Genomic DNA, 23289 nt, shown 5'->3' with positions numbered 1-23289 from the left:
GCCCGGCGCCGGTGACCACCGCACCGGCGCCGGGCAGCCCCCACCCTGTGTCACACCCGCTGCCACAGCGCCGGAGTGCCCACCGGCGACCAGGGGCCCTGCGCCTGGTGGGTCTGCAGGCACTGGTAGCGCACGCCCGCGTGGGTCACCGTCGCCCCGGCCTCGTACACCCGCCCCGCGGCCCAGGTCTGCGCGGCGGCGTCCTGCGGTGCCGGTTCCTCCTCCTCGGCCTCGGCGGTGGTCAGGGTGAGGCCGAACGCCTCGAGCAGGGCGTTGACCGGCTGGTAGAAGGTCGTGCCACCGGAGGTGCAGTCACCGGAGCCGCCGGAGGTGACGCCCTGCGCCTGCGCACCCGAGACGTACGGACCGCCGGAGTCGCCGGGTTCGGCGCACACGGTCGTCTGGGTCAGCCCGTCGACCCTGCCCTCGGCGTAGCTGACGCTCGTGTCGTGCTGCTCGACCTTCCCGCAGTGCCAGCCGGTGGTGGAGCCCGAACGGCAGACCGCCGCCCCCACCAGGGCCTGCACCGAGCCGGTGATCTGCAGGTCCTGGCCGCCCTCGCCCTTGACGTTCGGCGTGACCGTCCACTGGTCGTTGACGGCCACCCAGGACATGTCCTTGCCGGGGAAGGTGGAGGCCTGGAACGTGCCCTGCTCCGCCTGGTTGTGCCCGGTGGTCTTCGCACCCGCCTTGCCGCAGTGGCCCGCCGAGGCGAAGCCCTGCTGCTCGCCCTTGGTGACGGAGAAACCGACCGAGCACCGGGCGGTGCCGTCGATGTAGTAGGCGTCGCCGCCGGTGATGTCCTCCAGCAGCCGGGGCCGGTGCGCCGCGACCTTCACGCCCACGTTCCCGGCGTCCAGACCCGCGGCCTCCAGGAACGCGGCGGCGGCGCTCCTGCTCGTGGCCTGCACCACCACACGGTTGGCCGGCACGTCGACGTACCACAGGGGCGTGTGCGCGGTGCCCACCCGGGCCGCCGCAGCGTCGAGCCTCTCCTTCGCGGCGCGCAGGTCGCGCAGCGGCTGCTTCACGACCGCGGCCTCGGCGCCCTGCGCCTCGATCGCGGACACGTCCGCGGCGTCCGTGGTGGCCACCACCAGCTCCTGCGAGGTGGCGCCGCGCAGCCACGCCCCGGCGAACCGCTCGCCCAGCGCGTTGCGCAGCAGTCCGGCGCGGGTGCCGGCCTCCGCCTCGTTCACCAGCCGCCGGGACGCCTCTTCCGGGGTCAGCCCGAGGTCGCGCTCCATGGCGCGCAGCAGCCCGGCCGCCGGCCGGTCGGCGCCCAGGGTCCGGGCGGCCGAGGGCAGGGGGCCGGGGGCGGGCGTCGGCTCGGCCGCCGCGGCGGGGATGCCGGTGGCGACGAGCGCGCCGAGTGCGGCCAGGGCCGCCCGGCGGCCGGTCACGGCATGTCTGTGGGCCATGCGAGGTGTCTCCTTCGGTCACGGTGTGCGCCGCGGGTCTGCGCCGCAGGGGTCTCGCCGCGCGGGGTCCGGTCGCGGCGAAGCCGTTCGCTGAGGCCTTGCCGGACGGGGGCGGCCTGATGCCCGAGGCCGCCCCGGTTCGCGCTTTGGTGCCGGGAAGGGCGCCATGTGCAGTACGGGAGCGCGTCAGGCGGGCTTCAGTCCGGGCGAGCCCACCTCGGTGACGAAGGACGCCGTCGTCGCGATCGACGCGCCGGGCGTCGTGATCGCCGGGACGATCCGGAAGTCGACCTGCGCCTCGTCCCGGCCCAGCTCCACCCGGACGTAGCCGCGGCGGCCGTCGTAGTACTTCATGTGCGGGTTGGCCGTCATGTACGTGTCCCAGTCGGCGGGCTTCTCGGTGCCGTCGCCGCCGCTGGCGATGGAGGTGCAGGTGAACTCCGTGCCGACCGTCCGGGACGCCGGGTCGTCGAAGTCCTCCTTGATGTCGAAGGCGTAGCCGACGTGGACGTCCCCGGTGAGGACCATCCAGTTGTCGATGCCCGCGGCCTTCGCGCCCGCCATGACGCGCTCGCGGGAGGCGCGGTAGCCGTCCCAGGCGTCCATGGAGACCCGGGCGGGCGCTGTCAGGTCGAACTTGCGCTGTGAGAAGCAGACCTGCTGCGGCATCACGTTCCACAGGGCGTCGGAGTTCCGCCAGCCGTCCAGCAGCCAGCGTTCCTGCGCGTCGCCCGTCAGCGTGCGCGCCGGGTCGTCCGACTCGGGGCCCGGCGCGTGCGGCCGGTCGTCGTAGGCCTGGTCGGAGCGGTACTGGCGGGTGTCGAGGATGTCGAACTGGGCGAGGGACCCCCAGGTGAGCCTGCGGTACAGCCGGGCGTCGGGCCCCTGCGGCAGCTGGTCGGCGCGCAGGGGCTGGTTCTCCCAGTACGCCCGGTAGGCGGCGGCACGGCGCACCAGGAACTGGTCCTGGGGGCTGCCCTTCTCGTCGTAGGGACCGGCGTAGTTGTTCTCGGTCTCGTGGTCGTCCCAGGTCACCACGAACGGGTGCTGGGCGTGCGCGGCCTGGAGGTCCGGGTCGTTCTTGTACAGCGCGTAGCGCAGCCGGTAGTCCGCGAGCGTGGTCGCCTCGTGGTTGAAGACGTCCGGCAGCTTGCGGTCGGTGTACCGGCGGGCCCCGCCCGCGGAGTTGACGCCGTACTCGTAGAGGTAGTCGCCGAGGTGGAACACCACGTCGACGTCCTCCTGCGCCAGGTGCCGGTGGGCGGTGTAGTAGCCGTCCTGGTAGGCCTGGCAGGCGACCGCGGCCAGCCGCAGGGTGTCGGCGTCGCCGCCCGGGGCCGGCGCCGTGCGGGTGCGGCCGACGGGGCTGATCCAGGCGCCCACGCGGAACCGGTAGTAGTAGGTGCTGTCCGGCGACAGGCCCTTGACGTCGACGTGCACGCTGTGGGCGTACTCCGGGTGGGCCGTGGCGGCTCCCTGCTGCTCGACGAGGGCGAACCACTCGTCGATCGCCACCTCCCAGTAGACGACGACCCGCTCCTGGCCGAGGCCCCCGTCCTCGGCGAAGGGCTCGGGCGCCAGCCGGGTCCACAGCAGCACCGAGTCGGGCAGCGGGTCACCGGAGGCCACGCCGAGGGTGAACGGGTCGGCGGTGATGCGGGCCGCGTCGCGTTCCCGCGCGGCGGTGGCGCCGCGGGCCGGCCGGTTGGTGGAGAAGGCGAGCATCGCGGCCGCCGCGGTGACGGTCAGGAAGCGGCGGCGGGCGAGGTGCGGCGCCGCCGAGCGCAGTACGGCGTCGTGCGGGGAGAAGGCATGCTCGGACGGTGTTCCTTGACGGCCCGTCAGCGCCATCCTGGGGTCCTCTCGTACGGGGCAGGGGCGCCCCGGGCGAACGCGTGGGGACATCGCCGGCGTGCGGAGCGCGGAGCTCGCATGCTAAGCAGACAAAATGCCTGAAACGGGCACGACGTGCGGGGCGTTCACACCACAGGCGGTACGCGGGTGGGCCGGGCGGCGGGCACGACGCGAACCGCCGCCGGCGGGCGCCGGCGGCGGTTCGGGTGACGCGGGGTCAGTGGGTGTGTCGGGCGGCGGCGCCCGTCGCGGCGCGCTCCTTGACCGGCAGGTGGTAGACGTGGAAGGCCCGCCCGATGACCGGCTGGGCGACGTTGCGCACCCGGACACCGCCGGTGGTCATGCCGTGCTCGGTGCCGGCGTGCGCGTGCCCGTGCACGGCGAGGTCCGCGCCCGCGGTGTCGATCGCCTCGGCCAGCAGGTAACTGCCCAGGAACGGGTAGATCTCCAGCGGCTCGCCCGCCAGCGTGTCGGCGACGGGGGAGTAGTGGGTCAGGGCGATCCGCACGTCGCAGCCCTCCTCGCCCAACTGCTCCAGCGCGGTCCGCAGGCCGTCCGCGCTGCGGCGCGAGTACCGCACGAACTCCTTCATCACCGGCTCGCCGAACTCCCCGGCGCAGCGGCCGACGAAGCCGCCGCCGAACCCCTTGGTGCCGGCCACGCCGATGCGCGCCCCGCCGCTCTCCACCACTGTCCCCTGTCCTTCCAGGACGTGGGCCCCGGCGTCCCGCAGGATCTGCGCGCACTCCTCCGGGCGGTCGTCGTGGTGGTCGTGGTTGCCCAGGACGGCGGCCACGGGGACGCCGAGACCCTCGATCTCCCGCGCCACCACCCGCATCTCCTCGGGCGTGCCGTGCCGGGTGAGGTCCCCGGCGAGCAGCAGGAGGTCGGCGCACTCGGGCAGGGTCTCGAACGCCGGGCGCAGGACGCCCTGGCTGTCGGGCCCCATGTGGATGTCCCCGACGGCTGCGATGCGGATCATGAGAGCTCCTCCGCGTGGTCGGGGGAGGACGCCTCGGTGACCACGAGGTCGCTGTGGACCGGGAGGCCGGCCAGCTCCTCGTGGACGGTGCGCAGGATCTCGTCGCGGCAGGGCGCCGAGGGCACGGTGCCGGTGAGCAGCACCGTCTGGCCGCGGGCCTCGACCCGGACGCCCAGTTCACCGAGGTCGCCCGAGGCGAGCCGGTCCTGGAGGTGGGCGATGCGGTAGTCCAGGTTGTCGGGCGGTGCGCTGCCGCCGGTGTCCTGGGAACCGTGGGTGCTCATGGGGTGCTCCTTCAGATGACGTTCAGGCGCTCCAGGAGGAAGAAGAAGGCCGCGGGCATGGGTTCGTCGCCGCACGTGCCGCGCACCCGCTCCCAGTCGACCTTCTCGCGCAGTGCCCGCGCGATGGGCAGGACCGCGCCGAAGTCGCAGTGGTGCTCGGAGAACGCGGCGAGCAGGCTCCACAGCAGATCGGTCGGCGCCAGCACCGGCATGCGCACCGAGTCGACCGACAGCTCCTCGGCCCGCTCCAGCATGTCGGCGCCGACCGGGCGGTGCGCCAGCTCGAAGATGACGTCGACCGGCTGGCCGAAACAGGTGGCCTTGATCAGCCAGTCCTCCGGCGGGGTGTACACGTTCAGGCCGGCCTCGCGCAGGGTGGCGGCGACGGCGTCCGCGTCCTGCGGACGGATCGCGAAGTCGACGTCGTGCTGCAGGTTCTTCTCCCCGCCATGGGCGTACGCGGCGACGCTGCCGGCCAGCGCGAACAGGTGCCCCTTGCGCTTGAGCAGGGCGCCGACCTGCTTGGCCGCCTCCAGGATCGCCTGGTTGCGGTCCACGGGGAGCTCGTGGGGCGGTTCGTCCGCGGCCAGGTCGGGTGGCGGCGGCGGGGAGTCGGACCCACCCGGTGCCGTCCGGAGATCCGGGGCCTCCGGCCCCCGGACGAGCGTCGCGTCATCCCCGTTGTGCGTCATGACCACTCCTTCGCGCCGAACCGGACACCGCTCCCGTGCGGCGCCGGACCGAGACCGCCTGCGTGTGTCTGCATCAAGTACCCGGCGCGCCCGGCCCGACACGGAAGGCTTCCGGCCGCCGGCGCCCCCCCCCGGCCCTCCGGCCCTCAGGTCCGGCGGGCTCGGCGCTTCGCCCGGAGCGGTCGCGGTGGTCTGCTCCCGCACCCGGGGCGCGGCGCACCCGCGGCGGCTGCGGCGTCCCTCCGCGCGTCGCGGTGCCCCGCGCCGGGAGGCACCCCCGGCGGCTGCGGCGTCCCTCCGCGCGTCGCGGTGCCCCGCGCCGGGAGGCACCCCCGGCGGCTGTCGGGCCCGGGGCCGCGGCGTGCGCTCCGGTGGCGGCCCGCGTCGCTCCGGTCGCCGGTCCCTCCGGCCCTCCGGTGCGGCGGGCTCGGCGCTTCGCCCGGAGCGGTCGCGGTGGTCTGCTCCCGCACCCGGGGCGCGGCACACCCGCGGCGGCTGCGGCGTCCCTCCGTGTGTCGCGGTGCCCCGCGCCGGGAGGCACCCCCGGCGGCCGCCGTGCCCGGGCCCGCGGCCTGCGCTCCGGTGGCGGCCCGCGTCGCTCCTGGCCAGGCTGGTAGCGGCCCGGAGCGCCCGGTCCGTCCAGCCGAACAAGGAGCACCCATGCGCACGTTGCCCCACGCCGTGATCGCCGCCCTGGCCCTGTCCGCGTTCGCCCTGCCCGCCCACGCCGCCGTCCTCCCCGCGGACGTCACCCCGAGCCAGTGCATCGCCGGCGGCGGCATGATCATCATCTCCGCCGTGGGGCAGGGCGATGACGGATACACCAAGCGCTGCGAGGGCGGCATCCATGACGGCCAGACCGTGACCTGAGGCCCCCGGCCGAACAAGACAAGCGCACCGACCCCCGACAGCGGAGTATGGGGGCAAAGGTCGTGAAACGGCTGAAGACACCGGGCACGCTTCCGTGGAGGTCGACATGAACCACCAAGCACCAGCGGCCGCTCTCCCGCAGCCCCTGCGAGCCGTCGCCTCCGGCCTGAAGCACCTGCCCGGCGCGGGACAGGTCGGCAGGGTCGCGACGCAGACCCTGGACAGGATCGGCGCCGTGTCGCCCCGAGGCCGCCGGATGGCCGTCTACGCGGGCGCCGGGGTGCTCGGCGTCGCCGGCGTCGTGGAGTGGCCGGTCGCCCTGACCGGCGCGGCCGTCGCCTGGCTGACCCAGCCCCGGCCCGGACCGCGGCCCGACGGCGCCGCCCCCGACGGCGCCGCCACGACCGGCACCACCGCCGGGGAACCCTCCGCACCGGATGAGTCCGGCACCTCCGCCCACGGCCCCGGCGACAGGCTCGCCCCCGCCCACTACCGGCGCGAGCGGTCCGAACAGCACGTGCACGAGCAGCCCGCCAAGGTCGGCGACACCGCCACCGCCTCCGCCCTGAAGCAGGTGCACGAAGCCGCCGCCCACAGCGAGGAACGCGACCACCGGCAGGGCCCCGACACCGGCCGCTCCACCGGCTGACCCGAAAGACGCCAGCAGATGCTCACTCGCTTCGACGCCGCCCCGCTCGTCGGGGCCCTGGCCGGCGCCGCCGTCGGCGCCGCCCGCGGCACCGCCCGGACGGCCGCCTCCGCCTACGGCACCACGCGCCGCGTCCGCAACGTCGCCCGCAACGCCCTCGGCGGCGGACGGCACTGGACGGCGGGACAGCGCGTCCACCTCGCCCTGCGGCACCCGGAAGGGGAGACCGCCGCGCTCGCCCGCCGGGCGGCGGCCGAACTCCTCGACCACCCCGAGGTGCTCGCGGCCTACTGGGACGAGGGACTGGCCCGTCTGGTGATCACCGTCGCCGAGGACGCCGCCACCGACCGCGTCACCGAGCACGCCACCGCCCTGGCCGCGCGCCTCGGCCTGAGCGAGGGCGCCGACCCGGTCGCCCGGGAGACCACCCACCCGGGCGACCCCCGCGAGGTGCGGGTGACGGCCGCCGCGATCCTCATGGACGCCGCCGGAGCGGCCGGGGCCCTGGCCGGCCGCTCCCTGCGCCTGCCACCGACCTCCCGCATGGTCACCGCCACCGTCACGCTGCTCCGCGAGAACCCGCGCTTCAGGGCCGTGCTGCGCCGGCGCTTCGGCACCTCCGGCATGGAACTGGTCCTGGCCGCCGCCAACGCCGCCGCCCACGGCGCCGGCCAGACGCCCCTGGCCCTCGTCCTCGACGGCGTGCTGCGCACCGGCCAGCTCACCGAGGCCGTGGCCCGCGCCGCCGCCTTCGAGGCCCTGCACGACGACATCTGCCACGACCGCCGCACCAGCCTGCCGGCCCCGCCGGACAGCCGCCCGCCGCTGAAGGTGACACCGGCCCAGGAGTACGCCTCCCACGCCAGCACCGGCAGTCTCGTCGGCGCCGCCGCCACGCTCCTCGTCACCCACGACACGGGCGAGGCGGCCGAAGCCGTCCTCGCCGGATCGCCCAAGGCCGCCCGCTACGGCCCGGTCGCCTTCAACTCCCTCCTCGGCACCCACCTCGCCCGCGCCGGGATCCTCATCCGCAGCGGGGAGCGGATGCGGCAACTGGAGATCGCCGACGCCCTGGTCCTGCACGCCGGCGCCCTGCGCAGCCGCCGCACGCAGACCGGCGACGACGCCGACGGCTTCCCCGACGATCCCGTGCACCCCTTCGCCGAGGCCGTCCTGGACGCCGCCCGCCGCGCCGGACTGCACGTGGTCATCGCCGGCGGATCCGACCTGAAGGACATCACCCGGCTCGCCGACGAGGTCGCCCCGGGCGCCAGGCCCTTCGGCGACGTCGTCCGGGCCCTCCAGGGCGCCGGGCACGTCGTGGTCGCCGTCGCCCGCCTCGACGGCTCCGGCGGCGGGGACCTCGCGACCGGGCTGCCGGCCGCCGACGTGGCCGTCGCCCTCACCGACGGCCGTGCCGCCGTCCCCTGGGGCGCCGACGCCCTCGCGCCCGGCGGCCTCGCCGACGTCTGGCGACTGCTCTCCGCCATCCCCGCGGCCCGTCGCGTCGGGCGCCGCTCGCAGACCCTGGCCCGCGCCGGGGCCGCCCTGTCCGGTCTCCTGGTGGCCCGCGGCGGACGGCCCCCCGGCGGGCGGTTCCTGTGGCCCCTCACCCGGCACGCCCCCGTCAACATCGCCGCCGCCAACGCCCTGGTGACCGGCTGGCTGGAGGCGACCCGGGTCGCGAGGGCCACCCCGCCGCCACCACGGCTGCACATCCCCTGGCACGCCCTGGAGCCCGACGAGGCCCGCGACCGGATCGGCCGCACCCGCCAGGACGACGAACCCCAGGGCCTCGCCCTGCTCACCGACCGCTCCCGGCGGCAGGCCGCACGCGTGGGCCGCCACCCCGCCCTCGCCCCGGCCCGTTGGACATGGCAGGCCGCCGGGGCGGTCCGCCGCGAGCTCGACGACCCGCTCACCCCCGTCCTGGCCACCGGCGCCGTCGCCTCCGCGCTGCTCGGCTCGGTGGTCGACGCGCTGCTCGTCGTCGGCGCCATGGACCTCAACGCCGTCACGGGCGGACTCCAGCGGCTGCGCGCCGAACAGGCCCTCGCCCGGCTCGCGGCCCGCCAGCAGCCCAAGGCCCGCAGGCACGAGGGCCGCCGCCGCACCGTCACGGTCGACGCCACCCGGCTGCGGCCCGGCGACGAGATCAGCCTCGGCGCGGGCGACGTCGTCCCGGCCGACGCGCGCCTGCTGGACGTCGACGGCCTGGAGGTCGACGAGTCCGCCCTCACCGGCGAGTCGCTGCCGGTGACCAAGTCCGTGGCGTCCACCCCCGGCCTGCCGGTGGCCCAGCGCACCTGCATGGTGTTCGAGGGAACGACCGTCGTGGCCGGACACGCCACCGCCCTCGTCGTCGACACCGGCGAACGCACTGAGGCCGGACGGGCCGTCACCCTCGCCGCCCGGACCCCGCCGCCCGCCGGAGTGCAGGCACGGCTGCAGGAACTGACCCGCAAGGCCCTGCCCGTGACCTTCACCGGCGGCGCCGCCGTGACCGGCCTGTCCCTGCTGCGCGGCAGCCCCGTCCGGCGCGCCGTCAGCGGGGGAGTGGCCGTCGCCGTCGCGGCCGTGCCGGAAGGGCTCCCGCTCGTGGCGACGGTCGCCCAGATGGCCGCCGCCCGGCGGCTGTCCCGGCGCGGCGTCCTGGTCCGCACCCCGCGCACGCTGGAGGCGCTCGGGCGGGTCGACACCGTCTGCTTCGACAAGACCGGCACCCTCACCGAGAACAGACTGCGCCTGGTCAAGGTGGCCACCGCCGACGGCACCGTCCTGGACACCGGCAGCGAACAGGCCGACCCCGTCGTACGCCTGGCCGCCCGCGCCTGCCCGCAGGAGGACACCGGGCAGGGCCGCCGCATCGCCCACGCCACCGACGAGGCCGTCCTGGACGTCGCCCCGCCCGACCCCGGCTGGGCCCCGGCCGGCGAACTGCCCTTCGAGACCCGCCGGGGCTACGCGGCGGCGGTCGGCCGGGGCGGCGACCCCGACTTCGGCGAACTCCTGGTCGTCAAGGGCGCCCCCGAGACGATCCTGCCCGCCTGCCGCGACCTGCCCGCCCACGCCACCGACACCGCCCACGACCTGGCCGGGCAGGGCCTGCGCCTGCTCGCGGTCGCCCGGCGCCCCTGCCGGGCCGGCGACGCCCAGGCCGAACTCGAAGCGCCCCTGGCCGACCTGGAGTTCAGCGGCTTCGTCGCGCTGGCCGACGTGCCCCGCGACACCTCGCACGCCCTGCTGGCGGAGCTGCGCCGCTCCGGCATCCTGCCCGTCATGCTCACCGGCGACCACCCGGAGACCGCCCGCGCCATCGCCCTGCAACTGGGCTGGCCGGAGGAGACCGAGGTCGTCACCGGCGACGAACTGGTGGCCATGGAACGCCGCGAGCGCGTACGGGCCCTGCACGGAGCCGGTGTCGTCGCCCGGGTCGCCCCCGAGCAGAAGCTGCACGTCGTCGAGGCCCTGCAACAGGCCGGCCGGGTCGTGGCCATGGCCGGCGACGGCGCCAACGACGCCGCGGCCATCCGCGCCGCCGACGTCGGGGTCGGCGTCGAGTCCCGCGGCTCCGCCGCCGCCCGCAACGCGGCCGACCTCGTCCTGACCACCGGGGACCTGTCCGTCCTGGTCGACGCGGTCGCCGAGGGCCGGGCCCTGTGGCGCAGCGTCGCCGACGCGGTCAGCATCCTCATCGGCGGCAACGCGGGCGAGGTCGGCTTCAGCGTCCTCGGCACCCTGCTGGCCGGCGCCTCCCCCCTGTCGACCCGTCAGCTGCTGCTGGTGAACCTGCTCACCGACATGTTCCCGGCCATGGCCGTGGCGGTCACCCCGAGCGACGACCCCTCGACCGCCGAGCACGCCGCGGCCGGGCCCATGGGTCTCGACGTCCTCGGCGCGCCGCTGCTGCGCTCCATCCGCCGCCGCGGCATCACCACCTGCCTCGGCGCGGTCACGGCGTACCTGATCGGCCGTCTCACCCCGGGCACGGAACGCCGATCCACCACGATGGCCCTGTGCGGGGTGGTCGGCGCGCAGCTGGTGCAGACCCTGTCGGGGCGGCGGCACAGCCCGCTGGTGTGGGCCACCGCCCTCGGGTCCGCCGCCGTGCTGGCCGCCCTCGTCCAGACCCCCGGCGTCAGCCACTTCTTCGGCTGCACGCCGCTCGGCCCCGTCGCGTGGGCGGGCGTCGCCGCCGCGATCGCCCTGTCCGCCCTGGCCCCCCGCCTGGAACGCCTCCCCGCCGTGCACGCCCTCTACGGCGTCACCGCGCACCTCGCCCTGTGGCTCGGCGAACTGGTGCGCCAGGCACGGCAGGTGATGCGCAGCGGCGTCGCGGCCCCGGTGCCCGAGTGAGCACGCGAAGCGGCCGCCGCCCCTCTCGGCAGGGGCGGCGGCCGCTTCCGCGTGCCGGGCGGCCCGGTTCAGACCTCGCCGCGCCAGGCGCCGGTCTCCGCGCCGCGGGACTCCATGAACTCCTTGAAGCGGCGCAGGTCACCGGAGACCTGCCGCTTCACGAAGCCGAGCTTGTCCCCGACCGTCTCGGCCAGGCCGCTGGGGTCGAAGTCCATCTGCAGCATGACCTTCGTCGTGTCGTCCTGGATCCGGTGGAAGGTCACCACACCGGCCTGCTTGGCCTCACCGTCGACGGTGGTCCAGGCGACGCGCTCGTCCGGGACCTGCTCCGTGATCTCCGCGTCGAACACCCGCTCCTGCCCGCCGATCTTGGTCACCCAGCGCGTGAGCGTGTCGCTGCGCTGCTCGATGCGCTCCACCCCGTCCATGAACTGGGGGAACGACTCGAACTGGGTCCACTGGTTGTACGCGGTGCGCACCGGAACGCGGACCTCGATGGATTCCTCTACCTGCGACAAGGCGAAAACCTCCCTCTCTCGTACGGAGCTGCCACCGCCGGGTACCGGAAAACGCGCCGGTCACTCATGCACATGGCGACTTTGTCGTCGAGGTGTCCGTTCCGCCTCAGGCGGGGTACCCGGGGTGCACACCACAGACCGGGAGGTGAAAGCCATGGCGGACACGGACCACAGGGCCGCTGCCGCTCCCCGCGCGGGGAGCGCCCCCACGGCCGCCGACGAGCCCGTCGGCGAGCTGGTGCAGCGCGCCACGCAGCAGCTGACGGAACTGGTGCGCGGAGAGATGCGCCTGGCCCAGGCGGAGATGACCGAGAAGGGCAAGCGCTTCGGCAAGGGCGGCGGCCTCTTCGGCGGAGCCGGCGTGCTCGGATTCGTCACCTTGCAGGCCCTGGTCGCCACGGTGATCGCCGCCCTGGCGGTACCGCTGCCGGTGTGGGCGGCCGCGCTCATCGTCACCGCCGTCCTGGCCGTCGCCACGGGCCTGACGGCCCTGGCCGGACGCAAGCAGGTGCAGAAGGCCACCCCGGCCACCCCGCAGCAGACCATCGACAGCGTCAAGGCCGATGTGGCCGAGATCAAGGAGAGTGCACAGCGATGACCCAGCCTCCGCACGACGAGCCCACCGCCAAGAGCCCGGAGGAGCTGCGCGAGCAGGTGGAGCGCACCCGGCACGAACTGGGGGACACCGTCCAGGCCTTGGCGGACCGGACCGACGTGAAGACCCGTGCCCGCGAGAAGGCCGTGGCGGTCAAGGAGCGGGCCGGGACCAAGGCGCAGGAATGGCGCGGGCAGGCGATGGCCAAGGCCCAGCAGGTCGCCCACACGGTGGAGGAGAAGCTGCCCGAGCCGGTGAAGCAGAAGGGCGCCGCGGCCGCCCAGGGCGCCAAGGAGAAGGCCGCCCAGGCCGAGCAGGTCTGGCAGGACAAGGCTCCGCAGCAGCTGCGCGACCGCAAGGCCGCCCTGCTGGCCGGCGCCGGCGCCGTGCTCGTCGCCTGCCTGCTGCTCCGCCGCCGCAGCCACGGCTGACCGGCGCCCCTGCGGGCCTTCCCGCCCGGGCGCGCACGACACGGGACCCCGTCACCGCTTGCGGTGGCGGGGTCCCGCGCGGCAGGGTCACCTGCCGTGGCCACACTGCTGATCGTCCATCACACGCCGTCCCCCAACTGCCAGGCGCTGTTCGAGGCCGTCGTCTCCGGGGCGACGGACCCCGAAATCGAGAACGTCCGGGTGGTGCGCGTGCCCGCGCTGTCCGCCACCGCCTCGGACGTCCTCGCCGCCGACGGCGTGCTGCTGGGCACGCCCGCGAACCTGGGATACATGTCCGGCGCTCTCAAGCACTTCTTCGACCAGGTGTACTACCCGTGTCTGGACGCCACCCGCGGCCGGCCGTTCGGCTACTGGGTGCACGGCGGCGACGACGTCACGGGAGCCGTCCGCGGCATCGAGTCGATCACCACCGGCCTCGGCTGGCGCCGTGCCGCCGAGGCCGTGACCGTGACCGGCGTACCGGACCGGGCGGACACGGAGAGGTGCTGGGAACTGGGCGCGACGGTGGCCGCCGGGCTCATGGGCTGAGCCCGCTCAGCTCTCGTCCAGCCGCCGCCGGTCCTGCTCGTCCCAGGCCCGCGTGTCGCGCGGCTGCGTGTACGGCTCGGCCTCCGGCGGATGCCCGCCCGCGATGGCCCGCTGCCGCACCGTCTCCGCGTCGAACTCCAGACCCAGGAGGATCGCCAGGTTGGTGATCCACAGCCACACCAGGAACACGATGACACCGGCCATCGTGCCGTAGGTCTTGTTGTACGAGGCGAAGTTGGCCACGTAGACGGCGAACCCGGCGGACGCGACCAGCCAGATGAACAGGGCGATGAGGCTGCCCGGAGTGATCCAGCGGAACCCCTTGACCTTGGCGTTCGGGGTCGCCCAGTACAGCAGCGCGATCATCGCCGTGACCAGCAGCACGAGCACCGGCCACTTCGCGATGGACCACACCGTCAAGGCGGTGTCGCCGATGCCCAGTGCCGTCCCGGCCTGCCGCGCCACCCCGCCCGTGAACACCACGATCAGCGCGCTGAACACGGCCATCACCATCAGCACCACCGTCACGCCCACCCGCACCGGCAGCAGCTTCCACACCGGCCGGCCCTCGGGCATGTCGTAGACGGCGTTGGCGGAACGGATGAACGCGGCCACGTACCCGGACGCCGACCACACGGCCAAGACCAGACCGACGATCGCCATCACGGAGCCGACGCCGGCGTTGCCCTGCAACTGCTCGACGGCCCGGGTGATGATGTCGCGCACCGAGCCGGGGGCGAGCTGCTGGACGTTGTCCATCACCTTGTCGGTGGTCGACTTGCCCGTCAGCCCCAACGCCGACACCAGCACCAGCAGCGCCGGGAACAGCGCCAGCACGCCGTAGTACGTCAGCGCCGCCGCGCGGTCGGTCAGCTCGTCGTCCTTGAACTCGCGCAGGCTGCCCTTGAGCACCGCCACCCACGACTTGCGGGGCAGCTCGCTGAGCGTGTCGGGCGCGGCGCGCTCCACCTCGGGCCCGGGACCGGGCTCGTCCCGCGCCTCGGCGGAGTCCCGGCGCCCGGCGCCGGGCTCCTGCGCGGGGGTGTCACCGCGCTCGGCCCCGAAGGCCGGACGGGCGTCCTCCCGGGCGTCGGAGGGGGCGTCCCGGTGCTCGGACCCGGCCCCCGCACGCGGCCCGGCCTCGGGACGCGGCCCACCCTCCGCACGCGCTCCGGCCTCCGCACGCGGCTCCGCTTCCTGGGCGGACGGCGGGTTCCCCTCCGCAGCGGACCCCGGGCGCGGGTCCTCGGCCGGCGGGTCCTGACGGTCCTGGCGCTCTTTCCGGCCCGGTATATGCAGCTTCACCATGTGACCCGGGTAACCCCGGCCCGTCTCCTTAAGCCGCGCCCCGCGCCGCAAGACCCGAACGGGCGGCGTCCTCCGTGCCGCGTCCCTCGGGAACCGGGTTGAGGGAGCGCTCCCACAGCGGGCACGATGCCGCCATGACCACGTCCCCCGCCATCCGCCTCTACCGCCCCGAGGACCGGGCGGCCCTCGACGACATCTGTGTGCGCACCGCCCACAACGGCCAGGACAGCCGCCCGCACTACACGGACCCGGCCGTCTTCACGGCGGCGTTCGCGGCCCCCTACGTCCATCTGGAGCCGGACCTGGCCTTCGTCCTGGACGACGGCCGGGGGCAGGCGGTGGGATACGTCCTCGGCACCGCCGACACCCCGCGCTTCGCCGAGCGCTTCCGCACCGAGTGGCTGCCCCTGGTCGCGGACCGCCACCCGGCGCCCCCGCAGCCGCCGCGCACCCCGGACGAGGTGATCGCGGGGCTGCTGCACCGTCCCGAGCGGATGGTCCTGCCCGAACTCGCGGCGTACCCCGCCCACCTGCACATCGACCTGCTGCCCGCGTACCAGGGCCGCGGTCACGGCCGCCGTCTGATGCGCACCCTCCTCGCGGCCCTGCGCGACAGGGGTGCGCCGGCCGTCCACCTGGCCATGGCCACCGCCAACGTCCCCGCCCGGGCCTTCTACGACCGGATGGGCTTCCACGAACTGGACGTGGCCGACCCCGGCGCGGCCACCTTCCTCGGCCGCACCACAGGGGAACTCGACCGGCTCTGACGAAGACGGACCGCGTCCCGCCCGGCCCCGTCCCATCTGCGCTTCCGCCGCCCGGGCACGGTGCCGGCCGGGGCCCGAGTGCCGGGTGCTTTCTGAGAGTTCGGCGAAAATCTCCGAGGCGGCTGAACACGCGCGCGCTCCCGTACGTATGGGGCGAGGGGATTTTCATGTCCGGCAGCCACAAGCGCAGGAGAGCACCCTTGGGACGCAACACGCGAAGACGCCCTACCGGCCCACGACGCGCGACCTTCGCCGCATTCGCACTGATCCTGGGCGGAGGCGGTCTGATGGCCGCGAACGTCTACGCCTCCGCCACGGACGGCTTCTCGGGCGATGACCCCGCCCGTACGCGGTCCGCCGCGGGGATCACCGGGGGCGCCACGATCGACTGCCCGGACGTCGGCACCAAGCTGACCTCGGTGCCCGAGCAGGCCCGTGAGGAGGTCGACAAGGAACTGGCGGCGCTCGACCAGCAGATCGCCAAGGCCTACCAGCAGTTGAGCGAATCGGCCCAGCAGGTGCAGCAGGACGCCGGGTTCGCCGACAACGCGATCATGAACCCGCTGAAGGAGAAGCGGGGCGCCACGCTCGAGCGCATCGCCATCGCCATCGACCGTGTCGGGGACCGCCCCGAAGGCCTCGCGGACCTGGCCGCCTGCACCGTGCGCGAGTCCGGCAACCAGGCCCCGGCCCAGGGCGAGGGACAGGGCGACGGCGACCGGCAGGACGGCCAGGAGCAGGACCAGGGCGGCCAGGAGCAGGGCAACGGGCAGGGCGCCAACGGCGGTCAGGCGGGCAACGGCCCCGTCGCGGCCGACTTCGCCGACATCAAGAAGGTCCAGCCCAACGTGAACGAGCCACGCCCGGAGGGCAACGCCTCCCGCGGCTCCTTCGCCACCAGCTGCGGCGTGAACGAGAACGGCCTGTTCAACTCGGACAACATCATCGCCGCGCCGGGTGTCACCAACGGCGCCCACCACTTCCACGACTACGTGGGCAACCAGGCCAACAACGCCTTCGCCAGCGACCAGGACCTCGCCGCCGCGGGGACCAGCTGCGACAACCAGGGTGACAAGTCCTCCTACTACTGGCCCGTGCTGCGTCTGCAGAACGGCGCCCAGGAGCAGGACGCGCAGAAGCCGGGCGGCGGCATCGAGGGCAACGCCGGCGAGATCGTGACGCCGAAGCAGGTCACGCTGAACTTCGTGGGCAACCCGCGCGAGAAGGTGACGGCCATGCCGCGCCTGCTGCGCATCATCACGGGCGACGCCAAGTCGTTCGTCAACGGCCCCGCGAACGCCAACGCGTCCTGGAGCTGCACGGGCTTCGAGGACCGGCAGCTGAAGGACAAGTACCCGCTGTGCCCGCAGGGCAGTGACGTGGTGCGCACGTTCAAGTTCCAGAGCTGCTGGGACGGCCGCAACATCGACAGCGCCAACCACCGTACCCACGTGGCGTTCGCGGACGCCGCGGGCGCCTGCCCGTCCGGCTTCCGCGCGATCCCGCAGCTGGTCCAGCGCATCGTCTACGACGTCGACGCGCCCAGCCTCCAGGACGGCGGCCGCACGACCCCGCTCTTCGCGGTCGACTCCTTCCCGGAGCAGCTGCACAAGCCGGTCACCGACCACGGCGACTTCATCAACATCTTCGACGAGAAGCTGATGGGGGAGATGGTCGACTGCATCAACGAGGGCCGCACGTGCGGCGCCGGCGCGGGCGGCGGACAGGAACCGGCACCGAGCGAGGAGCCGACGAAGGAACCGACGAAGGAGCCTACCAAGGAGCCCACCAAGGAGCCGACGAAGGAGCCCCAGGAGCCGACCAGGACGCCCGAGGCCCCGCAGGAGCAGCCGACCAGAACCCCGGACGCTCCGCAGGGCGGCGACGACGACGGCAAGCCGGCCGACCAGCCCGGCGACGACCAGGGCGACGACGGCAAGGGCGGCAAGGGCGACAACGGCGGCAAGGGTGGTGACGACGGTGGCGACGGCGACGCGTCGGAGCCCCCGGCGGACGAGCCGGCTCCCGGACAGGAGCCCGACGACGCCACGACGGCCCCCGGCAAGGCCGAGCCCGAGGTGAAGGCGACCGACGCCGGCGAGCAGGGCGGCGGCGCGGGCAAGGACGAGGACAGCGACGGCCTCGGCGACGGCCAGGCCGTCGGCACGGCCACCAGTGCCCCAGCGGCCCCGACGGCTCCGTCGCAGACCGAGCCGCAGGCGGCCGGCGGAGGCGGCCTGGCCGACACCGGCGCCCAGCTGTGGCCGGCCGCGGCCGGCGCCGTCCTGGTCGTCGCGGGCTTCGTCGTCCTGCGACGGGGGCGGCGGGCCTAGGGTCCGTCCTCGCGGACCGAGACGGCGGTGGGGTCCTTCCTCAGGACGGATCCCACCGCCGTTCGTCGTGCCGGGGGCGGGCGGGGCCGGCACCCTTCGACGGCCGCCGAACCGCCCGCCGTCTAGCGTGGCCCCATGAACCTCACCTGGATCGGCCCGTGCGGCGGAGCGGCGGCGTGAGCCCGTGGGAGATGGTGGCCGTGTTCGCCGCGGGGACGGGCGCCGGCGCCGTCAACGCCGTCGTCGGGTCCGGCACGCTGATCACCTTCCCGGTCCTGCTCGCGGTGGGCCTGCCGCCCGTCACCGCCACGGTCTCCAACGGCCTGGGCCTGGTCCCGGGTTCGCTCAGCGCGGTGTTCGGCTACCGCGAGGAACTGCGCGGCCAGGGCCGCCGTGCCCTGCTGCTCGCCGTCGGCGCCGCGCTGGGCGGGCTCACCGGAGCGGTGCTGCTGCTGACCCTGCCCGCGTCGGCGTTCGAGCGGATCGTCCCCGTCCTGGTGGGGCTCGCCCTGGTCCTGGTCGCCTGCCAGCCCCGGATCGCCGAACGGGTCCGCCGCCGTCGCGAGGCGGGAGGCCCCGCCCGCCGGGACGGGGGACCCCTGCTGTTCTGCGGCCTGACGCTCGCCAGCGTCTACGGCGGCTACTTCTCCGCCGCGCAGGGCATCGTCTACGTCGCGCTGATGGGCATCCTGCTCGACGACACGCTCCAGCGCCTCAACGCGGTGAAGAACGTCCTGGCGGCCGTCGTCAGCACCGTCGCCGCCCTGCTCTTCCTCTTCTTCGCCGACTTCGACTGGACGGCCGTCCTCCTCATCGCCGGTGGCTCGGCCCTCGGGGGCCTGCTCGGGGCCAGGACGGGCCGCCGCTTCAGCCCGGCGGTCCTGCGCACCCTGATCGTGTCGGTCGGCACACTGGCCCTGGCCCATCTGGTGCTGCACTGACGCTCACCGCGCCGTACGGGCCCGGGTGCCGCCTCCCTCGGCGTCGATGTGCGGCAGGACCCGGTCCAGCCAGCGCGGGGTCCACCAGGCGTGGCGGCCCAGCAGGGTCATGACGGCCGGGACCATCAGCAGGCGCACGACCGTCGCGTCGATGAGGACGCTGACGGCCAGACCGAGTCCGAGCATCTTGACCACGATGTTGTCGCTGACGATGAACGCCGCGAAGACGCTCACCATGATCAGTGCGGCACACGTGATGACACGGGCCGTGATCTCCAGGGCGTGCGCCACCGACGCCTTGGCGTCGCCGGTGCGCAGCCACGCCTCGTGCACCCGGGACAGCAGGAAGATCTCGTAGTCCATGCTGAGGCCGAAGATGATCGCGAACATCATCATCGGCACGTAGCTCTCGATCGGCACCGTGCCGTTGACCCCGAGGGCCGGTCCGCCCCAGCCCCACTGGAAGACGGCGACGACCACGCCGTAGGAGGCCGTGATGGACAGGACGTTCAGCACGGCCGCCTTGACGGCGACGAGCAGGCCCCGGAACACGGCCAGGATGATCAGGAACGCCAGGGCGACGACGACCGCGATGATCACGGGCAGCCGGGAGGCGACGATGTCGCGGAAGTCGACCTGGGCGGCCGTCGTGCCGGTGACGTACCCCTCGGCCGCGGTGCCCTGGACCGCGGCGGGCAGCGTGTCGTCGACCAGCCGGTTGGCGAGGTCGGTGGTCGCGCTGCTCTGCGGGGACCGCTGCGAGTAGACCGTGCCGATCAAAACGTCCCCGTCCTGGGTCGCCGTCAGCGGCGTGACGACGGCCGCGCCCTGCACCGACGAGAGCGTCTGCTGCGCCTTGGACTCCAGGGCGGAGCGCTGGGACTGCGGCACGTCCGTCTGGTCGACGACGACGGTGAGCGGGCCGTTCGAACCGGGTCCGAAGGCGTCGGTCATCAGGTCGTAGGCCCGCCGGTCGGTGAACGACTTCGGGTCGGCCCCGTCACCGATGTGCCCGAGCTGGATGGACAGCACGGGGATGGCCAGCACCACGATGACGGCGACCCCGGCCGTCAGGAACCACAGCGGCCTGCGCTCCACCCGCTGCGCGTACCGGTGCCAGGTCCCTCGCGGTGTCCCGCCGCCCTCGGCGTCGGACTCGGCGACCGGCCGGCGCACCGTCCAGCGGTCGATGTGCCGCCCGAGGAGACCGAGCAGCGCCGGGACGAGGGTGAGCGCGCCGATCACGGCGGAGACGACGGTGACGGCGGCCGCGAGGCCCAGCAGCGAGATGAAGGAGACCCCGGAGGCCGACAGGCCCGCGAGGGCGATGATCACCGTGCAGCCCGAGACGAGCACGGCGTGCCCGCTGGTGCTCGCGGCCTGCCCGGCGGCCCGCACCGGGTCCATGCCGTCGACGAGGTTCTGCCGGTGACGCGTGATCAGGAACAGGGCGTAGTCGATGCCGACGCCGAGCCCGATCATGGTGGCGAGGGTCGGTGAGACCGTCGCGAAGGTGAAGGCGAGGGCGAGCAGCCCGAGGACGGCGAGCCCGCCCACGACGCTGATCAGGGCGGTGAGCAGCGGGATGCCGGCGGCGATGACGCTGCCGAAGCCGATCAGCAGCACCACGATCGCCACGCCGAAGCCGATGAGTTCGCTCACCCGGTCGTCGGCGTCGGGCCGGGCGAGTTCGCCGAGCGGCCCGCCGTACTCGACCTCGGCCCCGGCCGACCGCAGGGGCTGGACGGCGTCGTCGACCCCGTGGAGGTAGCCGTCGCCCAGGGTCGAGGGCTGCTGGTCGAAGCGGACGGTGATGTACGCGGTCTTGCGGTCGTCGGACAGCGGCCCCACGTTCTGCTGGGACTGCCCGGACGGCGAACCCTGCGCGGTGAGCGGATTCTGCGCCGACAGGACGTGGGGGAGCTTCTCCAGGGCGGTGATCGTGCCGGACATCTGGGAGCCCAGCGAGGTCAGCGGCTCCTGGTCGTCGTGCAGCACGATCTGGCTGCTGTAGCCGCCGGCCTGCGGGTCGTGCTGCTTCAGCACGTCCAGGCCCTTCTGGGACTGCGCCTGTGGCAGCGAGAAGTTGTCCGAGTACGTACCGCCGGCGAGGTGGTTGGCGACCTGGAGGCCGACCAGCGCCACCAGCCAGAGCCCGATGACGATCCCGAAGTGGCGTGCGCACCACTCGCCGAGGCGCCGCAGCACGCCTCCGCGCGCGGCCTTGTCGTCGTCAGCCGTGCGCGTGTGCGGCATGGTCGTCTCCCCGGTCGGCCGGACGTGAATGCCGTCCATTAGAGAGGCGCGGGATCAATCCGCCGCTTCGGACGCGCTGGTCACGCAGGACCGGGCGCCGCGGTTCCCCCGAAAGGCCCGGCCGGCCGGCCGGGCGTGCGCGGCGTGCCGTCCGCCGCAGCGCCCCCGAGCCGAGTGCGACACCGAACCCCACCAGGGCGCTGCCCGCCGCCTGGGCCGGGCCGTAGGTGCCGGTGCCGGCGAGCGGGGCCGTGCAGGCCGCGGCGACGGGGATGAGCCCGGAGAACAGGGTGGCCCGTTCGGCGCCGATCCGCTGCATGCCCATGTACCAGCACACGAAGCCCACCACGGTCACCACGACGGCCTGCCACAGCAGGGCGGCGGTCTCCGTGCCGTCCGGGCGCCGCAGCCAGGCGCCACCGTCGAGCAGCAGCCCGAGCACCGCCGACTGCACCGCCGCCACACCGCACACCACGGCGGACAGCAACCGCGGGCCGAGGGGCCGCAGCAGGGGCACGGCGAGCACGGCGAACCCGACCTCCCCGGCCAGGGCACACACGGAGAAGGCGATGCCGGCTCCGTCCGACCGTCCCCAGCCCTGGACGGCGAAGGCGCCGGCGGCGACCAGCGACGCCCCGACCAGCACGCCCCGTTGCGGCCCGCGTCCGTCCAGCAGCGGCACCAGCACGGCGACGATCACGGGCGCGCAGCCGACGAAGACGCCGGGCACGGCCGGCTCCGCGGTGCGTTCGGCGGCCAGGACCGCCAGGTTGAAGCCGACCATGCCGACGGCGGCGAGCAGGGCCAGGCGCACCCACTGACGGGGCGTCAGCATCGCGCACCGGCCGGCCCGGCCCCGCCCGGCCAGGGGCAGGAGCAGGACGCAGGCCAGCGCGTAGCGCAGGAACTGGCCGCCCGCGTACGGGTAGTCGCCCAGGAGGCTGTTGGCGGTGAAGGACCCTCCGACGAGGACGCAGGCGAGCGCGGCGAGGAGCGCGCCTCGCGTGGTGGTGGCGTTCATGCCGGCGACGCTAGGCAGCCGGGCGGCCCGGGAGGAGGTCCACTTCGGTGCGCGTTGCGTGGACCAATCCGCCCCGGGCCGCGGGGGCCGGCGCGCCGGGGGCGCTTCAGCCGATGTGGTAGCTGTCGCCGTACACCTTCCAGTCCAGCGGGGTGTTCAGGTCGAGGTTGCCGCGGCGCAGGAACACGCGCTGGGCGGTGTCGACGCGGCTGGTGTCGCTGTGGGCCTCCTCCTGCTTCATCGCCCACACGCGGGCGTCGAGGAACGCGTCGAGGTACTTCACCTCGTCACCGCCCTGCGCCGGGGGCCTGGCGGTGCGCAGCGCGCGGTTGCGGATGCTGCGGAAGCCGAGGGGGTCGCCCCCGTCGCCGTGCATCACGAGGGCGTCGTAGTAGGCGAACTGGCCCAGGACGCGCAGTCCGTCGGCCTTGCCCTGGCGGACGGCGGGGCCGAAGTACACCCGGTCGCGCTCGTCGTCCTGCGCCCGCTGGAAGGCGGTGTCCCCGGCCGCCCGGCGCCAGTCGCCGGGGAAGCCCGGGTCGAGTCCGTCGTGCGAGTCGGAGCCGTCGACCTCGCGCAGCGCGGGGAGGTAGCGGGCGAGGACGTTGCCGGGCTTGCGGGCGGTGTAGAGCTCGACGAGGTCGAGCATGTCGCCGGTGCCGGAGCAGAAGCCGATGATGCCGGCGGTGTAGCCCCGGCCGTCCCCGATGTCCTCGATGTAGCGGTACTGCGCCCGCCAGTCGAGCGAGGAGTTCTCCGCGCTCGACACGAGCTGCATGGCGATCTCCTTCTTCGCCGGGTCGTCGAGTCCGAGGGCGCTGACGGACGCCGAGGCGTGTTCCGTCCTCAGGAAGGGGGCGGTCGCGAGGGCCGCCCCGAACAGGGCCAGCACGGTCCGGCGCGTCGCCGGGGTCGAGGCGTGTGTCACGGGGCCTCCAAGCGGAGTGGGGGGTGGGGAGGAGCGGGCCGTGCGAACTGATAGGAAGGTTTCCTATCACCTTGGGGTCGCCGGCGGAACGCCCGGGGCGAAAGTTCGTACGGTCGAACAACTGCGCCCGGCCCGGGAGTCGCCTCCGCGTACCGCGCGCGTGCTCGCCCGGGCCCGGAACCATCCGCCCCGCCCGCACGTCAACTCTGTGCCCGGTCGGGGCCGATCGCGGGAGAACCGCGGGAGAGGGGAATCGCCGTGGACGAGGCGACGTCGCAGCAGGGGAGCGAGGCGGAGGCCGCCGCCCGTAAGGCCCGGTTCGGGGCTCTGCCGGACCCGGTGCGCGTGGAGGACATGACCGAGGAGCGGGCGGCGACCGCCCCGGACCCGGACCGCACCGCGTACAACCAGGACGAATGGCTCGTGCGCTACTGCCTGTGAGGTGACCCGGCGGGCGGCCCGCGGCCCGGCGGGCCGCCCATCCGCCCCGCCCTTCCCCGCACCCGCACGCGGCGCGACACCGCCCGCCTCCGC

General features: G+C 74.5%; 20 protein-coding genes. 10 read left to right on the top strand and 10 right to left on the bottom strand.

Going from position 1 to position 23289, the window contains the following annotated elements; genetic code table 11:
* Window positions 1-50 precede the first annotated feature (50 nt).
* The 5 genes from ACH4C6_RS10540 to ACH4C6_RS10520 form a co-directional block, all read right to left on the bottom strand.
* A complete protein-coding gene (locus tag ACH4C6_RS10540) occupies window positions 51-1421 on the bottom strand; it encodes an alpha-lytic protease prodomain-containing protein (RefSeq protein ID WP_398108171.1) in 1371 nt (456 codons plus the stop codon).
* Window positions 1422-1607: 186 nt separating this feature from the next.
* Window positions 1608-3272: an alkaline phosphatase D family protein gene (locus ACH4C6_RS10535; protein ID WP_398108170.1), complete on the bottom strand. Its 1665-nt coding sequence runs from the start codon at window positions 3270-3272 to the stop codon at window positions 1608-1610.
* A 220-nt stretch (window positions 3273-3492) separates the two neighbouring features.
* A complete protein-coding gene (locus ACH4C6_RS10530) occupies window positions 3493-4257 on the bottom strand; it encodes a metallophosphoesterase (protein ID WP_398108169.1) in 765 nt (254 codons plus the stop codon).
* The gene (locus ACH4C6_RS10525; protein WP_398108168.1) at window positions 4254-4541 is read right to left on the bottom strand and encodes a BON domain-containing protein; all 288 of its coding nucleotides are present in this window, start codon (window positions 4539-4541) and stop codon (window positions 4254-4256) included. Before ACH4C6_RS10525 ends, ACH4C6_RS10530 begins: the two co-directional genes overlap by 4 nt.
* 11 nt (window positions 4542-4552) lie before the next feature.
* Window positions 4553-5233: a nucleotidyltransferase family protein gene (locus ACH4C6_RS10520; RefSeq protein ID WP_398108167.1), complete on the bottom strand. Its 681-nt coding sequence runs from the start codon at window positions 5231-5233 to the stop codon at window positions 4553-4555.
* Between the two features lie 660 nt (window positions 5234-5893).
* Between ACH4C6_RS10520 and ACH4C6_RS10515 the strand changes: the two genes are divergently transcribed.
* The 3 genes from ACH4C6_RS10515 (at window position 5894) to ACH4C6_RS10505 (ending at window position 11108) form a co-directional block, all read left to right on the top strand.
* Window positions 5894-6103, top strand: coding sequence for a hypothetical protein (locus ACH4C6_RS10515; protein WP_398108166.1), 210 nt, complete (start codon window positions 5894-5896; stop codon window positions 6101-6103).
* Window positions 6104-6209: 106 nt separating this feature from the next.
* Window positions 6210-6752, top strand: a complete 543-nt coding sequence (locus ACH4C6_RS10510; protein WP_398108165.1) for a hypothetical protein — start codon at window positions 6210-6212, stop codon at window positions 6750-6752.
* A gap of 18 nt (window positions 6753-6770) precedes the next feature.
* Window positions 6771-11108 carry an HAD-IC family P-type ATPase gene (locus ACH4C6_RS10505; RefSeq protein WP_398108164.1) on the top strand — a complete coding sequence of 1446 codons (4338 nt, stop codon included), beginning with the start codon at window positions 6771-6773 and terminating at the stop codon, window positions 11106-11108.
* Window positions 11109-11176: 68 nt separating this feature from the next.
* Here the strand turns inward: ACH4C6_RS10505 and ACH4C6_RS10500 are convergent, their stop codons facing one another.
* Complete coding sequence (locus tag ACH4C6_RS10500) at window positions 11177-11626, bottom strand: SRPBCC family protein (protein WP_398108163.1); 450 nt, start codon at window positions 11624-11626, stop codon at window positions 11177-11179.
* 154 nt (window positions 11627-11780) lie between these two features.
* On the opposite strand from ACH4C6_RS10500, the gene ACH4C6_RS10495 reads away from it, so the two are divergent.
* The 3 genes from ACH4C6_RS10495 to ACH4C6_RS10485 all read left to right on the top strand — a co-directional run bounded on the left by ACH4C6_RS10495 (window position 11781) and on the right by ACH4C6_RS10485 (window position 13201).
* Entirely contained in the window at window positions 11781-12224 is a 444-nt protein-coding gene (locus ACH4C6_RS10495) for a phage holin family protein (RefSeq protein ID WP_398108162.1), read from the top strand.
* On the top strand, window positions 12221-12652 hold the full coding sequence (locus ACH4C6_RS10490; RefSeq protein ID WP_398108161.1) for a DUF3618 domain-containing protein: 432 nt from the start codon (window positions 12221-12223) through the stop codon (window positions 12650-12652). The genes ACH4C6_RS10495 and ACH4C6_RS10490 overlap by 4 nt, the downstream gene beginning before the upstream one ends.
* Window positions 12653-12748: 96 nt before the next feature.
* Complete coding sequence (locus ACH4C6_RS10485; RefSeq protein ID WP_398108160.1) at window positions 12749-13201, top strand: flavodoxin family protein; 453 nt, start codon at window positions 12749-12751, stop codon at window positions 13199-13201.
* A 6-nt stretch (window positions 13202-13207) separates the two neighbouring features.
* On the opposite strand, the gene ACH4C6_RS10480 is transcribed toward ACH4C6_RS10485, so the two are convergent.
* Window positions 13208-14509: a YhjD/YihY/BrkB family envelope integrity protein gene (locus tag ACH4C6_RS10480; protein WP_398108159.1), complete on the bottom strand. Its 1302-nt coding sequence runs from the start codon at window positions 14507-14509 to the stop codon at window positions 13208-13210.
* A 134-nt stretch (window positions 14510-14643) separates the two neighbouring features.
* Between ACH4C6_RS10480 and ACH4C6_RS10475 the strand changes: the two genes are divergently transcribed.
* The 3 genes from ACH4C6_RS10475 (at window position 14644) to ACH4C6_RS10465 (ending at window position 18550) form a co-directional block, all read left to right on the top strand.
* Window positions 14644-15276 (top strand): GNAT family N-acetyltransferase, encoded by a 633-nt coding sequence (locus ACH4C6_RS10475; protein WP_398108158.1) that lies wholly within the window; start codon window positions 14644-14646, stop codon window positions 15274-15276.
* A 287-nt stretch (window positions 15277-15563) separates the two neighbouring features.
* On the top strand, window positions 15564-17609 hold the full coding sequence (locus ACH4C6_RS10470) for a DUF1996 domain-containing protein (RefSeq protein WP_398108157.1): 2046 nt from the start codon (window positions 15564-15566) through the stop codon (window positions 17607-17609).
* 176 nt (window positions 17610-17785) lie between these two features.
* A complete protein-coding gene (locus ACH4C6_RS10465; protein ID WP_398108155.1) occupies window positions 17786-18550 on the top strand; it encodes a sulfite exporter TauE/SafE family protein in 765 nt (254 codons plus the stop codon).
* 3 nt (window positions 18551-18553) lie between these two features.
* Here the strand turns inward: ACH4C6_RS10465 and ACH4C6_RS10460 are convergent, their stop codons facing one another.
* The 3 genes from ACH4C6_RS10460 to ACH4C6_RS10450 all read right to left on the bottom strand — a co-directional run bounded on the left by ACH4C6_RS10460 (window position 18554) and on the right by ACH4C6_RS10450 (window position 22755).
* A complete protein-coding gene (locus ACH4C6_RS10460; protein ID WP_398108154.1) occupies window positions 18554-20806 on the bottom strand; it encodes an MMPL family transporter in 2253 nt (750 codons plus the stop codon).
* A complete protein-coding gene (locus ACH4C6_RS10455; RefSeq protein ID WP_398108153.1) occupies window positions 20784-21827 on the bottom strand; it encodes a DMT family transporter in 1044 nt (347 codons plus the stop codon). The genes ACH4C6_RS10460 and ACH4C6_RS10455 overlap by 23 nt, the downstream gene beginning before the upstream one ends.
* Before the next feature lie 106 nt (window positions 21828-21933).
* Window positions 21934-22755 (bottom strand): chitosanase, encoded by an 822-nt coding sequence (locus ACH4C6_RS10450; protein ID WP_398108152.1) that lies wholly within the window; start codon window positions 22753-22755, stop codon window positions 21934-21936.
* A gap of 258 nt (window positions 22756-23013) precedes the next feature.
* On the opposite strand from ACH4C6_RS10450, the gene ACH4C6_RS10445 reads away from it, so the two are divergent.
* Complete coding sequence (locus tag ACH4C6_RS10445) at window positions 23014-23196, top strand: hypothetical protein (protein ID WP_398108151.1); 183 nt, start codon at window positions 23014-23016, stop codon at window positions 23194-23196.
* The last annotated feature ends 93 nt before the right edge of the window (window positions 23197-23289 follow it).

Source organism: Streptomyces sp. NPDC017943, from assembly GCF_044328425.1.
Taxonomy (GTDB): domain Bacteria; phylum Actinomycetota; class Actinomycetes; order Streptomycetales; family Streptomycetaceae; genus Streptomyces; species Streptomyces djakartensis_A.
This window is presented reverse-complemented; position numbering and strand designations above follow the sequence as displayed.

Excerpts from the sequence above, each read along its gene's own strand:
- ACH4C6_RS10510 (WP_398108165.1), top strand. The coding sequence starts at position 6,210 with ATGAACCACCAAGCACCAGCGGCCGCTCTCCCGCAGCCCCTGCGAGCC.
- ACH4C6_RS10525 (WP_398108168.1), bottom strand. The coding sequence starts at position 4,541 with ATGAGCACCCACGGTTCCCAGGACACCGGCGGCAGCGCACCGCCCGAC.
- ACH4C6_RS10535 (WP_398108170.1), bottom strand. The coding sequence starts at position 3,272 with ATGGCGCTGACGGGCCGTCAAGGAACACCGTCCGAGCATGCCTTCTCC.
- ACH4C6_RS10460 (WP_398108154.1), bottom strand. The coding sequence starts at position 20,806 with ATGCCGCACACGCGCACGGCTGACGACGACAAGGCCGCGCGCGGAGGC.
- ACH4C6_RS10505 (WP_398108164.1), top strand. The coding sequence starts at position 6,771 with ATGCTCACTCGCTTCGACGCCGCCCCGCTCGTCGGGGCCCTGGCCGGC.
- ACH4C6_RS10495 (WP_398108162.1), top strand. The coding sequence starts at position 11,781 with ATGGCGGACACGGACCACAGGGCCGCTGCCGCTCCCCGCGCGGGGAGC.
- ACH4C6_RS10520 (WP_398108167.1), bottom strand. The coding sequence starts at position 5,233 with ATGACGCACAACGGGGATGACGCGACGCTCGTCCGGGGGCCGGAGGCC.
- ACH4C6_RS10515 (WP_398108166.1), top strand. The coding sequence starts at position 5,894 with ATGCGCACGTTGCCCCACGCCGTGATCGCCGCCCTGGCCCTGTCCGCG.
- ACH4C6_RS10475 (WP_398108158.1), top strand. The coding sequence starts at position 14,644 with ATGACCACGTCCCCCGCCATCCGCCTCTACCGCCCCGAGGACCGGGCG.
- ACH4C6_RS10490 (WP_398108161.1), top strand. The coding sequence starts at position 12,221 with ATGACCCAGCCTCCGCACGACGAGCCCACCGCCAAGAGCCCGGAGGAG.
- ACH4C6_RS10480 (WP_398108159.1), bottom strand. The coding sequence starts at position 14,509 with ATGGTGAAGCTGCATATACCGGGCCGGAAAGAGCGCCAGGACCGTCAG.
- ACH4C6_RS10470 (WP_398108157.1), top strand. The coding sequence starts at position 15,564 with ATGGCCGCGAACGTCTACGCCTCCGCCACGGACGGCTTCTCGGGCGAT.
- ACH4C6_RS10540 (WP_398108171.1), bottom strand. The coding sequence starts at position 1,421 with ATGGCCCACAGACATGCCGTGACCGGCCGCCGGGCGGCCCTGGCCGCA.
- ACH4C6_RS10455 (WP_398108153.1), bottom strand. The coding sequence starts at position 21,827 with ATGAACGCCACCACCACGCGAGGCGCGCTCCTCGCCGCGCTCGCCTGC.
- ACH4C6_RS10530 (WP_398108169.1), bottom strand. The coding sequence starts at position 4,257 with ATGATCCGCATCGCAGCCGTCGGGGACATCCACATGGGGCCCGACAGC.